The sequence below is a fragment of the Brachybacterium sp. sponge genome (assembly GCF_001613775.1).
GTDB classification, from domain to species: domain Bacteria; phylum Actinomycetota; class Actinomycetes; order Actinomycetales; family Dermabacteraceae; genus Brachybacterium; species Brachybacterium conglomeratum.
In genome coordinates, this window is record NZ_LRMP01000002.1 from 911,026 (window position 1) to 924,776 (window position 13,751).

The window sequence follows — 13,751 nt, forward strand, 5'->3', positions numbered from 1 at the left end:
GACCCCGCCCCGACGCGAAGGAGAAGACGATGACGTCCACCCGCAGCACCCGCCCCGAGAACTCCCGCGCCGTGCCCCGGCGGCGCCTTGCCGGGCTCGGACTCGGCGGCGCCCTCGCCGTCTGCGCCGCCGGGACCTCCCCGGCCCAGGCGGCCGGTCGGCCCGAGGCCCTGCGCAACCCCGGCTTCGCCGAGCGGACCGCGCACTGGTCGATCGACGGTCCGCCCGAGGCGGTCACCGTCACGGCCGACGGCGAGCGGGAGCACGTGCTCCACCTCGCGCCGGCCGCGGGCGAGGAGGTCGTCGCCCGCCAGCAGGTCGTCATCGGCCGGGGAGGGGACCGGGTGCTGCGCGCCCGGGTCCGCGCCGGCGGCGACGGCACCGCCGCCCGCCTCGAGATCCGCTCCCGAGGGAGGACGGAGCAGGTGCACCTCCCGGTCACCGGGAGGGACGGGGCATGGCTAGACCTCGCCGTCGGCCTCGCGGAGGCGCGCGGCGTGCTCGAGGCGTCGCTCCGCGTGCGCGGCGGGGATGGGGCCTGGGCGAGCATCGACGACCTCGAGCTCCTGCCCGGCGGCGTCCCGCGCACGGTGCGCGGGGTCGACCTCTCAGGCGTGCCGAAGAACGAGGCGCACGGGGCGGTGTACGTCTCGGCCGACGGGACGCGGAGCGTCGACCCGGTGGAGATCATGGCCGAGCACGGCGCGACGCTCGGGCGGCTGCGCGTCTGGGTCGACCCGGTCGACGGCTGGTGCACCCCGGAGCGCACCGTCGAGATGGCTCGAAGGATCCGCCGGGCCGGCATGGACGTGCTCGTGGACTTCCACTACTCCGACGAGTGGACCGACCCGGGCGCCCAGCACGTGCCCGCGGCCTGGTCCGACCTCGGCGTCGACGGCCTCGTCGACGCGGTCGCCGAGCACACCCGCTCGACCCTCCTCGCCCTGCGCGAGGCCGGGATCGACGTGGCGATGGTGCAGGTCGGCAACGAGATCAACCCCGGCATGCTGTGGCCCCATGGCCAGACATGGGACGTGGACGAGGCCGACGGCGTCGCCGGCGCCCGGTGGGAGGACCTGTGCCGCTTCCTCGCCGCCGGCTCCCAGGCGGTGGCCGAGGTGTTCCCCCGCGCTGAGGTGATGCTTCACCTGACGAATATCCACGACGGGATCGAGGGCCTGACGTGGTGGTTCGAGCAGGTGCTCGCCCGCGACGTGCCCTTCGACCTCATCGGTCTGTCCTACTACCCGTACTGGCACGGCACTCTCGGCGACCTCCAGGAGGCGGTCGCCGTGCTCTCGGAACGCTGCGCGCGCGACGTGGTCGTCGTCGAGACGGCCTATCCCTTCACGCTCGAGGACGACCCCCGTGTGCCCTATCCGAACATCGTCGACGGCGCGACGCCGCTGCCCGAGGGGTATCCGGCAACGCCCGCCGGGCAGGCCGCGTTCTTCCGCGCCGTCCAGGACGTCACCGTCTCCGCCGGCGGCGGCCGCGGCCGCGGCGCCGTCTACTGGGAGCCCGCCTGGACCGCGGTGGAGGGCGCCGGCTGGGACCTCCACGACCCCGCCTCCGGCAACGCCTGGGAGAACCAGGCGATGTTCGACCACGAGGGCCGGGCGCTGCCGGAGGTGCTCGCCGCGCTCAGCTGAGCGCCGGCTGCGTGGCGCGTTCGACGAGCCCTCCCCTCATCCCTGCTGCTGGATGATGCCGATCTTCTGCCACACCTTGCGGGCCATGTCCGAGGTGAGCGCCTCGATGCCCTCGACCGCATCCAGCACGTCCCCGTCCGTGGTGTGTTCCGCGAAGAGCGCAGCGCTCTTGCCCACCAGCGACAGCATCTCCGTGCAGAAGTCGAGATAGCGGGTCAGCTCCGTGCGGTCCAGGTCCAGCCCGCCGTCCTCGCGCGAGCCGCGCTCGAGCCGCTCGGGCACTTTGGTCAGCTGGTGCATGTCGATCACGTGGGCCAGGGAGCGCAGGCGGTGCAGGATCCGCAGCACGCGCGCCCGCTCCATCCGCTCCGGGATCCGCAGCAGGAAGAACACCGCGATCCCGCCGAAGACGAGGTCGTTGATGATCGTCTCGAGCAGCGGGAGCATGTCCAGCGGACCCAGCACCTCCCGCTCCTCGACCAGGTCCCCGGCCGCGAGCGCGACCGCTCCGCCGAGGAAGATCACGATCGCGACCACCCCGAGCCGGGAGAGGACGCGAGCGAGCCGCACCCGGCGACGGCTGATGCCGGTGCCCGCGTTGATCTCGTCCACGAGCCCCACCACCTCGCGGCACACCTCCCACAGGGTGCGGTCCGGGAAGCGTGTCGAGATGCGATGCTCGAGAGTCGCCGCCGAACGACGCACGGCCTGCCCGTCCAGGCGCTGGAAGCGGCTCGAGGAGGGCGGCTCGTCGGAGTGGTCCTCCGGGCGGGGCGCGGGTGCCGAGGGATGGGCGGTCGGGGACATGCTGCGAGGCTAAGGGATCGGAGCGGGAGAACGACGACACTGGGATCATGCCAGCACGCACTGCCCCACCCGCCACGGTCCTCGTCGTCGAGGACGAACCGGCCCTCGCCGACGTGGTCCGCCGGTATCTCGAGCGCGAAGGCCACCTCGCCCGCACCGTTCGCACCGGGCCGGAGGCCCTCGAGGCCGCAGACGCCCTGGAGCCGGACGTGGTCGTCCTCGACCTGGGCCTGCCGAGGCTGGACGGACTGGACGTGCTGAGACGGCTCCGTGAGGTCTCCGACTGCTACGTGCTGATCACCACTGCCCGGGCTGAGGAGGCCGACCGCCTGGTGGGGCTCTCCGCCGGGGCGGACGACTATCTCACCAAGCCCTTCAGCGTCCGCGAGCTGGTCGCCCGCGTCGAGACGGTGCTTCGCCGCCCACGCCGCGGAGCAGCGGCCGGCGAAGCCTCGGCCGGGACACACCGGATCGGACGGCTCGAGATCGACGTGGCGGCGAAGGAGGTGCGCCTGGACGGCGAGGCGGTGCCCCTGACCCCCACCGAGCGGGACCTGCTGACCGCACTCGCCGACCACCGCGGCCAGGTGCTCAGCCGAGACCAGCTGCTCCGCGCCGTCGGTCGATCCGACGACGAGGGCGACGACCATCTCGTCGACGTCCACATCGCGAACCTGCGCCGCAAGCTCGGGGAGACGGCCGGGGCGCCGCGCTACGTGCTCACGGTCCGCGGGATCGGCTACCGGCTGGGAGGTGAGGAACGATGAGCCTCCGCCGCCGGAGACGTCCCGCGCCGAGTCTCGCGGCGCGGCTCATGCGCGGTCAGCTCCTGGTGCTCGGCGTGGGCGGGGCGAGCATCGCGGTGCTCACCGTGCTGATCGCGCCGGCGATCTTCCACCGTCACCTGCTGGAGACCGACCTGCCGCTCGGCAGCCCCGAGCTGATGCACATCGAATGGGCCCATCGCGACGCCCTGCTGATCGCCCTCGTCGCCGGGCTCGTGGTCTCCCTCCTGGTCGCCGCAGCGGTCATCTGGAGCCTGTCGCGGCGCCTGCGTCGCACCCTCGCCGCTCTGGGGGACGGGATCGAGGCGCTCTCCCGAGGCAGGTACTCGGCACGGGTCCCGGTGCTCGGCGCGGGGGCCGAGCTGGATGCGCTCTCGCACACGCTCAACGAGATGGCCGCCCGTCTCGATGCGGTCGAGGAGACGCGCGGGCGCCTGCTCGCCGACCTCGCCCACGAGCTGCGCACCCCGATCGCGACCCTCGCGGCACACCATGAGGCGATGGCCGACGGGGTCCTCTCCCCGGAGGGGGTTGCCGACGTCCTCACAGCGCAGACGACGCGGCTCGCGCGGCTCGCCGAGGACCTCGGTGAGGTCTCCCGCGCCGAGGAGGGCCAGGTCCCGCTCGCTCCCTGCGAGCTCGACGTGCAGACGCTGCTCGCCCGCGTCGAGGAGGAATGGCGCGAGCGGTGCACGGCCTCGGGCATCACGCTGCGACTCCAGGGGCCGACGGCGGGGAAGCTCGGGCTGCGCGCCGATCCCGACCGCCTCGCACAGATCCTCGACAACCTCCTGGGCAACGCGATGAGGCACACTCCGCGCGGCGGCACCGTGCAGCTCACCGCCAGGGACGAGGGAGGTCATCTCCTGCTCGTCGTCGCGGACGACGGGGAGGGCTTCACCGCGCAGGAGGGCGCACAGCTCTTCGAGCGGTTCTACCGCGCCGACGCCGCACGCTCGCGCGAGGGCTCGGGCTCCGGGATCGGCCTGACGATCAGCCGGGCCCTCGCCGAGGCCCACGGCGGGCGCCTCGACGCGGCCAGCGACGGACCCGGCAGGGGCGCGACCTTCACGGTGAGCCTGCCGCGCGTGGCCGCGGCCCGATGAGCGAGTGGGGCCGGTGCCGGCTCAGGCGGCGGGCTCGATCTCGCTCTCGACGACCCACTTGTGGTTCGTCATCTCCATGCCGTCCGCCTCGTAGTCGACCATGTACGCGGTCTCCTCGGTGACGCTGTCGATCGTGGCCGTCACTCCCTCCATGCCGGGCATGTGCGAGGCCTCGACCACGACCTCGTCGCCGACCTCGAGCGGCGCCCGGCCTGGGTCCTGCAGCTCCTCGTGCACGACCCACTTGTGATCGGTCACCGGCTGGCCGCCGTCGCTCGGGGTGTAGCTGATGGAGTAGGTCGTGGTGTCGAAGGCGCCGGAGATCGTGGCGGTCGCCCCGTCCATCCCCTCCATGTGGTCGGCGGTGAGCGTCACCTCGGTGCCGACGGGGTAGGTGGGATCCGAGGCCTCGGCGATGCCCTCCGGGGCCGGGCCGCCGTCCATCGGGTGGTCCCCGTGGCCGGAGGCATGGCCGCCTCCGTCGGACGCGGCATGACCTCCCTCGTCGGACGCGGCGGTGCCGCCGCTGTCCGACGCCGCGCTGCCGTGCGCCGAGTGGTCTGTGCCCTGCTCCTCGGAACCGCCGCCGCTGCAGCCGGCGAGGGCGAGGGCGCCGAGAGCGGCGACGGCGGCGAGACGGGCGGGGATGCGATGGACGCGCATGTTCTCCTCCTGGTGGGTACGGGATGCCCACACTAGGGAGCGGAGGTCAAGGTGACCTCAAGGTGGACGGCTCACTCTCCGACGTCGTCGAGGCGGGAGCCGGAACGCGGTGCGTCGGTCGCGCTCGTCGGACTGCACAACTCGCCGAACCTCGCGAGTCGCCGCGCCGCGAGCACTCCGAGCCCTCCTCACCGGGGCGAGGAGCAGGCAGCGCTCTGCGGAAGACGCCCCTCCGACCGACCAATGGCGTCCAGCTGTATGTGATTGGGCGAGCGTGACTACCAGCCGACGGCTCGGCTCCTCCGGTGACCGATCGAATCGAGGACGGACGCTAGGCGCGCCCGTCGGTGCCGTGCAGCACGAGCTCCTCGAAGGCGTCTAGGACGGGTGCTCCCTCGGGGCCGTCGAGCGCCACCTGCGTCATCAGGATGTTCACCGCTCCGCGACCGGGGTGCACGCGGGCGGTGGTGTCGGCGCCTCCGGTCCAGCCGTAGCTGCCGTCGGCCCGGACGCTGCCGCCGAATCCCCAGCCCTCACCGTCGGCGAGGAAGAGGCCTGCCGCTCGCCTCTGCGCCTCGGAGAGGTGGTCGGTCAGCAGCAGGGTGACGAGGCGGCCCGGCAGCACCTGGCACCCGTTGCTCGTTCCGCCCTCGAGCATCATCTCGCCGAAGTGGAGCCAGTCGCCGGCGGTGCCGATCAGCCCGCCCGCCCCGTCGGGGAACGACGGGGGCCGTGCGAACTGGTCTTGCTTCGGGCTCGTGCACGACGCGGGGTCGGTGCCTCGACGACTCGGTAGCCGCCCTGCTGCAGCACGCCGCTGAGAACTGCTCCGTAGGAGCCGGTTCCTTCCACTGCGATCAGCACCCCGCCAAGATCTCCCTCGGTGCGGCGCGTGATCCACTCTCGTGCGCGTCGCAGCCCTGCCGGGCTGGTCGGGAAGGCATTCTGATCGATGAGACCGCCATTCGGAGCCTCGATGATCGCGTAGGAGTGGGTTGCGGCGTGGGTGTCGACTCCAACGACGTATTGGTAGAAGTCCCCTACGGTGGCAGGCAGACTATTCATGACGATGTTCCTCTCGACTCGCTGGGACTGGACGTCGTTGCCGGCGTCGGCCCAGGATGAGAGTCACTACGAGGCGGGCCTGTAACGAGCCACGCCGCCGAGATCGCGATCCCGGCGGTGGACATGCTTCTGATGAAGCCATCGCAGTGGGCAGGGCTGGCGCCGGCACCCGGTCCCCGCCGGACAGATGCCGGGAATGACACCCCGTAGAGGTCAGCCGATTCACGAGTCACGACGGGCACCGGGCTACCAGCACCAACCCTGCCAGCCAGCCCCGGGCCGGCCACCACGAACACTTACAGGCGATTCACCCCTCTACCGAACCAGCGTCATGCGGTAACCAACCCGCGCATATCACGCTGACCACGCGTCGAACAGACACGCGACATCCCCAGGCGCACCCCTCGAACGCAGAAGCGGGGGCACCCACCGGCCGGTGGACACCCCCGCTTCACCCTGCCCACTTCACAGGAAGCCCTACATCTCAACCCTGCGTCGGCGGAACGCTGATCGTCGTGGGAGAACCCCGCGGTTCCTGGCCGCCGAGGCGATCGAAGCTGTTCCTCTAGGCGGTCTCGCCGGGCAGCTTGTATGCGATCACGTCGACGTTCTGGATGCTCGGCTCGGTGCTGAACAGATCAGCTCCCTGCGCAGCGAGTGCCTGACCGACGCCACCGGAGAGGTGGGTCTGGCGGGCCTCGTCGTCGGGGAACACGTCGAAGATCCCGAAGGTGGATTCGTCGAACTGCAGGGCGAACCAGGCCCGCGTCCCCTCCTCCTGCTCGACGATGGGGCGGGCGCTGCGGAGGAAGTCCGCGACGTCCTACTCCTTGCCGGGCTGGGCGTGAACGACGACCGACAATGCAGAGTTGATCATGTTCTCCTCACTTGTCCTGGCTGAACAGCTCGACCATCGCGGCGTTGAAGGCCGGGAGATCCTCGGGCGAGCGGCTCGTGATCAGGTTCCCGTCGCGCGCCACCTCTTCGTCGACGACGTTCGCTCCGGCATTGCGCAGGTCGGTGCGGATGCTCGGGTACGAGGTCAGCGTCCGACCCTTCGCGACACCGGCCTCGATCAGCGTCCACGGTCCGTGGCAGATCGCGGCGACCGGCTTGTCGGCGACCATGATGTCGCGCACGAATCCGACGGCGTCGGTGTCCACGCGCAGCTGATCGGGGTTGACCGTGCCGCCGGGAAGCAGCAGGGCGTCGTACTCGTCGGCCGAGGCGGACTTCACCAGGGCATCGACCGAGAATGTCCCGGCCTCGTCCAGGTCGTTCTCGCGGGCCTTGATCTCGCCCTCGTGCAGCGAGAGCAGCACGGTCGTGGCCCCGGCGTCCTGAAGAGCCTGTCGCGGCTGCTCGAGCTCCACGCGCTCGACGCCGTCCGCGGCCAGGATCGCGATCCGCTTGCCGTGCAATTCGTCTGCCATGTTCTGCTCCGTTCTGTGGGAGGTGACGGCCTGCCCGTGCGGGCGAGCCGCACGCTGTCCGTACCGGGCAGCGTGGTTCGGGTGCAGGACGACTCGCGTGCAGTCGTGGTTGCGCTCATCGAGGTCCCGGCAGGTGGTGGCTGCCGATTCTCGGTCCGGGTCCTCGGGACGGAGAAGAAGCTTCGGCCCGGAAGTCGTCGTTGACGTTCCGCCATCGACGGTGGGCCTTCTTCGCCGGGGCCCGGCCGAATGTGAGCGTCTGCCCCTCAGCAAGTGTAGGCCTCGTACGTCAGGGACGGGGCGCACGTGGCCATCTCATCCGGGACGCCGGGACGCCGGGACGCCGGGACGCCGGAACGCCGGAACGCCGGGACGCCGCGACGCCGCGACGCCGGGACGCCGAGGGCACGAGGACGTCGACGCCGCCGCAGGGCGTCCGGTCAGCGTCGTTCGAGGGTCACCGGTTCCCGACCTCATCCGCAGACGGGGCAGAGCGCCTGCTGACCGCGCGGGGAAGGCACACGGCGAGGGTCACCGATCAGGTGACGCAGCCTGCTCGTCCGGTGCGCTCTCTGCGCGAGGTCTTCGCCCTCATCGCAGCCTTCCGACTCTCACATCCGGGAGGTGGCCTCCTGGAGCGCGGCCTCGAGGTACGGTGCCGACGCACCGGCTCCGGACGAGGCGACCTGCGCGGGCGTGCCCGAGGCGACCACCGTGCCGCCATCGTCTCCCGCGCCGGGCCCGAGGTCGATGACGTGGTCGGCCACGGCGACGATGCGCATGTCGAGCTCGACCGCGACGACGGTGTTGCCTGCGTCCACGAGGGTCTGGAGATGCGTCACGAGCCGGTCGGAATCGGCGCTGTGCAGCCCGGACGTCGGCTCGTCCAGGACGTAGAGGGTGTCCCCGCGCTGGGATCGTTGGAGCTCGGAGGCGAGCTTCACCCGCTGCGCCTCACCTCCGGACAACTCGGTGGCCGGCTGTCCGAGCCGCAGATACCCCAAGCCCACATCGATCAGTGCCGCGAGCGACCGCATGATGTCGAACTCGCCGTGGAAGAAATCGTGGGCCTCCTCGACGCTCATGGCGAGGATCTCCGCGATGTTGCGGCCGCGCCAGGCGATCTCCAACGTGCTGGACTGGTAGCGGGTGCCGTGGCAGTCGGGGCACTCGGTGTAGACCGAGGGGAGGAAGAGCAGCTCCACCATGACGGATCCTTCGCCCTTGCAGGTAGGGCAGCGACCGCCGGTGACGTTGAAGGAGAATCTGCCCGCCTTGTACCCGCGAGCGCGAGCCTCGGGCGTCTCCGCGAACCTTCTCCTCACGTGGTCGAACAGGCCCGTATAGGTGGCGACGTTCGAGCGTGGGGTGCGACCGATGGGCTTCTGGTCGATGCTCACGACGCGGCGCACCCCGGCGACGTCGCCCCGGATCTCTCCCTCGAGCTCGTCGGGCTCGTCCGACAGCAGGAGCTCGTCCCCTTCGGCGGGGGCGGCGTCCTCCGCCTGGTCTACTCGTCCCTGCCGTTCGCCGAGCAGCGCAGGCAGTGCCTGGCTGACCAGGCTGGACTTGCCTGATCCCGAGACCCCGGTGACGGCGGTGAACACCCCGAGCGGGAAGGAGATCGTCACGTCGCGCAGGTTGTTGCGCGTGACGTGCTCGAGTCTCAGCCATCCCTGCGGTTCGCGAGGCGTCCGGCGGGGCAGGCCGCTGCCCCCGAAGACGTAGCCGCGGGTGACGGACTCCTCCACCTCTGCCAGCCCTTCGTAGGGCCCGCTGTAGACGACACGCCCGCCGCGCTCACCCGCGCCGGGCCCGATGTCGACCAGCCAGTCGGCGTGCCGCATCACGTCCACCGAATGCTCCACCACGAACAGGCTGTTGCCTCGGCGCTTGAGCCCGTCGAGGATGCCGAGCAGGGCGCTGACGTCCTGCGGATGGAGCCCCGCGGACGGCTCATCGAGCACATAGACCACGCCGAACAGCTCAGAGGTCAGCTGGGTGGCGAGCCGCAGCCGCTGCAGCTCGCCGCCGGAGAGGGTGGGGGTGGTGCGGCCCAGGGAGAGGTACCCCAGACCCAGATCGATGATCGGCCGCAGTCTGTTGACGAGCTCCGCGCCCAATCGCGCTGTCGCGGCCAGCTTCTCGACCGAGCGGTCAGACGACAAGAGTGCGTCCTCGACGGCCGCGGGGGCGGATCCTCCGGCGTCGATCCGCTGCCCGGCGTCGCGTCGGTCAGCCTGGCCAGCTGTGCGGCCCGCCGACTCAGCCCCGTCGAGAGCTCCGGCAGCTCGCTCGACCGCCTGGTCGATCAGCGTGGAGAGCTCCGCGAGCGGCAGCGCGGAGAGATCTGCGACGTCGAGACCCTCGAACGTCACTGCCAGGGCCTCCGGCTTCAGCCGCTTCCCCTGGCAGGCAGGGCAGGGAGCGACCGAGAGGAACTCCGCCACGCGTCGCTTCATCGACTCGCTCTTGGTGTTCGCGAAGGTGTCGAGCACGTACCGACGCGCGCCGACGAAGGTGCCCGAGTAGCTCGGTTCGACGCCCGCCTCGGTCGCGGCCCGAGCCTCGGCGAGAGTCAGCCGCGAATGGACCGGGACGTACGGCGTCTCCTCGGTGTAGAGGATCCAGTCCCGATCCTCCTTCGGCAGATCCTTCCAGGGCACATCGACGTCGTAGCCGAGGGCGACGAGCACATCGCGCAGCTGATGGCCGTGCCAGGCCGTCGGCCAGGAGGCGATGGCCCGCTCGCGGATCGTCAGCGAAGGGTCCGGCACCATCGTGTCCTCGGTGACCTCGTACACCCGGCCGATGCCGTGGCACTCCGGGCATGCGCCCTGCACCGTGTTGGCGGAGAAGTCCTCGGCGTAGAGCATCGGCTGATCATCGGGGTAGTGGCCGGCCCGGGAGTAGAGCATGCGCACCAGCGAGGAGAGCGTGGTGATGCTGCCCACCGAGGACCGCGCACTGCGGCCTCCACGCTGCTGCTGAAGAGCGACGGCCGGCGGCATGCCCGTGATGGAGTCGACGTCCGGGACGCCGGCCTGGTCGATCAGGCGACGAGCGTAGGGAGCGACGGACTCGAGGTAGCGGCGCTGGGACTCCGCGAACAGGGTTCCGAAGGCCAGGGAGGACTTCCCCGAGCCCGAGACCCCGGTGAACACCACCAGCGCGTCGCGAGGCACCGTCAGGTCGATGTCCTGGAGGTTGTGCTGGCGAGCGCCGAGAACCTGCACGTCGGGCTGAACGGGTGAGGAGTCCGACGATGCGGATCTACGTGCTTCGACCATGCCGGCGAGACTAGCAACGCGTTCCACCGATCGGTCGGTGCATGCCCCAGTCCTCCACGGTTCACCTGGCCGTGGCGCCTATCGCCGCAGCCGCGGCGGGCACCTCGGTGGAGGGCGAGGTTCCCTCTGTCCTATGCTCGACAAGAGCCGAGGTCGCGGGCGACGGGCATCCTTATGACCGTGGCACTTCCGCGACCGGGCCATCCCCAACTGGAGGAGAACGTCATGGCAAGCAGCAACCGCGCCGTCGTGTTCCAGAACGTCAAGGACATGCGCGTCGAGACCCTCGACTTCCCGAAGCTCGAGATGCCGAACGGCAGGAGCGCCCCGCACGGCGTCATCCTCAAGATCGTCGCCACCAACATCTGCGGCTCCGACCTGCACATCTACCGCGGTTCCTTCCCCGTCTCCCAGGGCATGGTGTTGGGGCACGAGATGACCGGCGAGGTCGTCGAGATCGGCTCCGACGTCGAGTTCCTCTCCGAAGGCGACCTGGTCTCGGTCCCCTTCAACGTCGCCTGCGGCCGATGCCGCAACTGCCGCGCCCGCCACACCGAGGTGTGCGAGACCGTGAACCCCGACGTGTCCTGCGGCGCCTACGGGTTCAACCTGGGCGACTTCCAGGGTGGGCAGGCGGAGTACCTGTTCGTCCCCTACGCCGACTTCCAGCTGCTCCGCTTCCCCGACAAGGACCAGGCCATGGAGAAGATCCGTGACCTCGCCCTGCTCTCGGACATCCTGCCCACCGCGTTCCACGGCCTCATGGAGGCCGGGGCGAAGCCCGGCTCGACCGTCTACATCGCCGGCGCCGGACCTGTGGGACGCTGCGGCGCCGCGGCGGCCCGTCTTCTGGGCGCGTCCTGCATCATCGTCGGTGACTACCACCAGGACCGGCTGGACCTGGTGAAGAACAACGGCTGCGAGACCATCGACCTGAACCAGGACGTGCCGCTGACCGATCAGATCGAGGCCATCCTCGGCGAGCCCATGGTGGACTGCGCCGTCGACTACGTCGGCAACGAGGCGCACGGGATCGGCCGCGAGGCCGAGGACATGAGCCCGGCCCACGCCATCAACCAGGTCATGGACGCCACCCGCGCAGGCGGTGCCACCGGCATCGTCGGCGTCTACGGCCCCGACCCGCTGGCCTCCTCCAAGGCCGAGCAGGAGGGCACCTACCCGCTCGACTTCGGCAAGGCGTGGATCAAGTCGCCTCGGATCTCCGGCGGCCAGGCCCCGATCATGCACTACAACCGTGAGCTGATGATGTCGATCCTTTGGGACCGCATGCCCTACCTCAGCGACATGCTCAACACCAAGGTCATCAGCCTCGACGAGGCCCCGGACGCCTACGCGAAGTTCGATACCGGTGTCTCGGAGAAGTTCATCATCGACCCCCACGGCATGATTCCCGCCTGATCCCGGGCTGTCATGCACCCGGCCCGCGATCGTCGCTCCAGCGGCGGTCGCGGGCCGGCTCTGTGCACGGATCCGTCGCCGATCCCGTCCCGGACGATGCCCGGGCGCGGGCCCGCCTCGGCACGCCCTGCGGGGAGGAGGGTCACGTGGCGCTCTGCGCCACGCGGGGATCGGCTGCGGCATCAGTCCACCGCATCCGGTGGTCGGGGACAGGGCCCGGGCGTGCCGTCACCTGCCCCCTCTCCACGGGATGCGGTGGGCGGTGGTCACCGGATGGCGGAGCGGATGGCGGCGGCCGCGGCGGCGACGTCCGATGCGCTGTAGATGGCGCTGCCCGCGACGGCCACGTCTGCTCCCGCCCGCTGGACGGCCTCGACCGAGTCCGCACTGACGCCGCCGGCGACGGAGAACGGGACCTCGGCGGCCTCGCCGGCGGCGAGCAGGGCGTCGAGGCTGTAGCCGTCCTCCGCCTGCTCGTCGAGGCCGGCGTGCATCTCCACGAACACGGCGCCGAGGGCGACGACCTCTCGGGCCCGTGCGGCCTTGTCGGCCACACCGATCAGATCGACGACGACGCCCTTGCCGTGCTTGGTCGCCGCGGCGACCGCGCCGGCGATCGTGCTGTCACCGGCGACGCCGAGCACGGTGACCAGATCCGCTCCGGCAGTGAAGGCGATGTCGGCTTCCAGCTCGCCGGCATCCATGGTCTTGAGATCGGCGAAGACGGTCTTGTCGGGGTGGGCGGCCTTGACCGCCGTGATCGCCGCGAGGCCCTCGCTCTTGATCAGAGGGGTGCCGAGCTCGAGGATGTCGACGTGGGGTGCGGCCTTCGCGGCGAGGTCGAGGGCGGACTCGGTGGTCAGGGTGTCCATGGCGAACTGCAGTCGCATGTCGGGGTATCTCTTTCTCGTGGTGGTGTCGATGATGGAACGGGGAAGAAAGGTCATTCGAGGTTGGCATGACGGGGCCAGAGCGCATCCGCGCTCTGACCGCTCTTCTGCCACAGGACGTCGAAGAGAGCGTCGCCGACGAGGACGAGGAGCTGCTCGAAGAGGCTGCCGGCGTACTGGGCCGACTGCTGCTCGGACCGGTCTGTCTTCGTCGCCGCACGGATGACCAGGACGGCGTGGGACAGCTGAGCAAGCGGTGACTCGGGGTCGGTCGTGATCCCGATGACGCGGGCACCGACGGATCTCGCCGTCTCAGCCGCGTTCACCACCCCCGAGGTCGTGCCGGAACCGCTGGCGGTCAGCAGCAGATCGCCCTCTCCGATCGCCGGGGTCGTCGTCTCACCGACGACGTGGACCTCCAGCCCGAGGTGCATGAGGCGCATGGCCGTCATCCGCAGAGCGAGCCCGGAGCGTCCGGCGCCGTGGACGAAGACCCGCCGGGCGTCCGCTGTCAGCTCGACGGCGGCCGCGAGCGCGGTCGCGTCGGGAAGGGCAGCTGCCCCCTCGATCTCGTTGACGATCCGCGTCAGCGAATCCTGGATGCCTCGTTCTTCCATGCCGACCATCTTGGGCCGGTCCGC

At 70.7% G+C, this 13,751-nt stretch carries 12 protein-coding genes and 1 pseudogene; 5 read left to right on the forward strand and 8 right to left on the reverse strand.

Annotated elements, in window-relative coordinates:
• Positions 1-29: 29 nt before the first annotated feature.
• A complete protein-coding gene (locus A4A78_RS12055) occupies positions 30-1,652 on the forward strand; it encodes a glycosyl hydrolase 53 family protein (protein WP_082835310.1) in 1,623 nt (540 codons plus the stop codon).
• A gap of 36 nt (positions 1,653-1,688) precedes the next feature.
• On the opposite strand, the gene A4A78_RS12060 is transcribed toward A4A78_RS12055, so the two are convergent.
• Positions 1,689-2,459, reverse strand: coding sequence for a hypothetical protein (locus tag A4A78_RS12060; protein ID WP_062949518.1), 771 nt, complete (start codon positions 2,457-2,459; stop codon positions 1,689-1,691).
• 47 nt (positions 2,460-2,506) lie between these two features.
• Between A4A78_RS12060 and A4A78_RS12065 the strand changes: the two genes are divergently transcribed.
• Positions 2,507-3,226: a response regulator transcription factor gene (locus tag A4A78_RS12065; protein ID WP_062949519.1), complete on the forward strand. Its 720-nt coding sequence runs from the start codon at positions 2,507-2,509 to the stop codon at positions 3,224-3,226.
• A 47-nt stretch (positions 3,227-3,273) separates the two neighbouring features.
• A complete protein-coding gene (locus A4A78_RS12070; RefSeq protein ID WP_062949520.1) occupies positions 3,274-4,350 on the forward strand; it encodes a cell wall metabolism sensor histidine kinase WalK in 1,077 nt (358 codons plus the stop codon).
• Between the two features lie 21 nt (positions 4,351-4,371).
• Here A4A78_RS12070 and A4A78_RS12075 read toward each other — a convergent pair whose 3' ends face one another.
• The 3 genes and pseudogenes from A4A78_RS12075 to A4A78_RS18370 form a co-directional block, all read right to left on the reverse strand.
• Positions 4,372-5,013: a YdhK family protein gene (locus tag A4A78_RS12075; protein ID WP_062949521.1), complete on the reverse strand. Its 642-nt coding sequence runs from the start codon at positions 5,011-5,013 to the stop codon at positions 4,372-4,374.
• A 331-nt stretch (positions 5,014-5,344) separates the two neighbouring features.
• Positions 5,345-5,809 (reverse strand): annotated as a pseudogene (locus A4A78_RS17830) (serine hydrolase); the annotation flags it as partial.
• Positions 5,710-6,078 carry a transposase gene (locus A4A78_RS18370; protein WP_082835311.1) on the reverse strand — a complete coding sequence of 123 codons (369 nt, stop codon included), beginning with the start codon at positions 6,076-6,078 and terminating at the stop codon, positions 5,710-5,712. The gene A4A78_RS18370 and the pseudogene A4A78_RS17830, both read right to left, overlap by 100 nt.
• A 436-nt stretch (positions 6,079-6,514) precedes the next feature.
• On the opposite strand from A4A78_RS18370, the gene A4A78_RS18375 reads away from it, so the two are divergent.
• Positions 6,515-6,979 (forward strand): hypothetical protein, encoded by a 465-nt coding sequence (locus tag A4A78_RS18375; RefSeq protein WP_197466677.1) that lies wholly within the window; start codon positions 6,515-6,517, stop codon positions 6,977-6,979.
• Here the strand turns inward: A4A78_RS18375 and A4A78_RS12090 are convergent.
• The gene (locus tag A4A78_RS12090; RefSeq protein ID WP_062949524.1) at positions 6,963-7,511 is read right to left on the reverse strand and encodes a type 1 glutamine amidotransferase domain-containing protein; all 549 of its coding nucleotides are present in this window, start codon (positions 7,509-7,511) and stop codon (positions 6,963-6,965) included. The genes A4A78_RS18375 and A4A78_RS12090 overlap by 17 nt on opposite strands.
• Before the next feature lie 611 nt (positions 7,512-8,122).
• On the reverse strand, positions 8,123-10,801 hold the full coding sequence (locus A4A78_RS12095; protein ID WP_062949526.1) for an excinuclease ABC subunit UvrA: 2,679 nt from the start codon (positions 10,799-10,801) through the stop codon (positions 8,123-8,125).
• Between the two features lie 225 nt (positions 10,802-11,026).
• Here A4A78_RS12095 and A4A78_RS12100 point away from each other — a divergent pair, with 225 nt between their 5' ends.
• Positions 11,027-12,220 (forward strand): alcohol dehydrogenase catalytic domain-containing protein, encoded by a 1,194-nt coding sequence (locus tag A4A78_RS12100; RefSeq protein WP_062949528.1) that lies wholly within the window; start codon positions 11,027-11,029, stop codon positions 12,218-12,220.
• Positions 12,221-12,486: 266 nt separating this feature from the next.
• Here A4A78_RS12100 and hxlA read toward each other — a convergent pair whose 3' ends face one another.
• Both hxlA and hxlB read right to left on the reverse strand, forming a co-directional pair.
• On the reverse strand, positions 12,487-13,110 hold the full coding sequence (gene hxlA, locus A4A78_RS12105) for a 3-hexulose-6-phosphate synthase (RefSeq protein ID WP_062949530.1): 624 nt from the start codon (positions 13,108-13,110) through the stop codon (positions 12,487-12,489).
• A 53-nt stretch (positions 13,111-13,163) separates the two neighbouring features.
• Positions 13,164-13,736, reverse strand: coding sequence for a 6-phospho-3-hexuloisomerase (gene hxlB, locus A4A78_RS12110; protein ID WP_062949532.1), 573 nt, complete (start codon positions 13,734-13,736; stop codon positions 13,164-13,166).
• Positions 13,737-13,751 lie beyond the last annotated feature (15 nt).

Coding starts and splice junctions, on each gene's coding strand:
- A4A78_RS12090 (WP_062949524.1), bottom strand. CDS start 7,511: ATGGCAGACGAATTGCACGGCAAGCGGATCGCGATCCTGGCCGCGGAC.
- A4A78_RS12065 (WP_062949519.1), top strand. CDS start 2,507: ATGCCAGCACGCACTGCCCCACCCGCCACGGTCCTCGTCGTCGAGGAC.
- A4A78_RS12075 (WP_062949521.1), bottom strand. CDS start 5,013: ATGCGCGTCCATCGCATCCCCGCCCGTCTCGCCGCCGTCGCCGCTCTC.
- A4A78_RS18370 (WP_082835311.1), bottom strand. CDS start 6,078: ATGAATAGTCTGCCTGCCACCGTAGGGGACTTCTACCAATACGTCGTT.
- A4A78_RS12055 (WP_082835310.1), top strand. CDS start 30: ATGACGTCCACCCGCAGCACCCGCCCCGAGAACTCCCGCGCCGTGCCC.
- A4A78_RS12100 (WP_062949528.1), top strand. CDS start 11,027: ATGGCAAGCAGCAACCGCGCCGTCGTGTTCCAGAACGTCAAGGACATG.
- hxlA (WP_062949530.1), bottom strand. CDS start 13,110: ATGCGACTGCAGTTCGCCATGGACACCCTGACCACCGAGTCCGCCCTC.
- A4A78_RS12095 (WP_062949526.1), bottom strand. CDS start 10,801: ATGGTCGAAGCACGTAGATCCGCATCGTCGGACTCCTCACCCGTTCAG.
- A4A78_RS12070 (WP_062949520.1), top strand. CDS start 3,274: ATGCGCGGTCAGCTCCTGGTGCTCGGCGTGGGCGGGGCGAGCATCGCG.
- A4A78_RS12060 (WP_062949518.1), bottom strand. CDS start 2,459: ATGTCCCCGACCGCCCATCCCTCGGCACCCGCGCCCCGCCCGGAGGAC.
- hxlB (WP_062949532.1), bottom strand. CDS start 13,736: ATGGTCGGCATGGAAGAACGAGGCATCCAGGATTCGCTGACGCGGATC.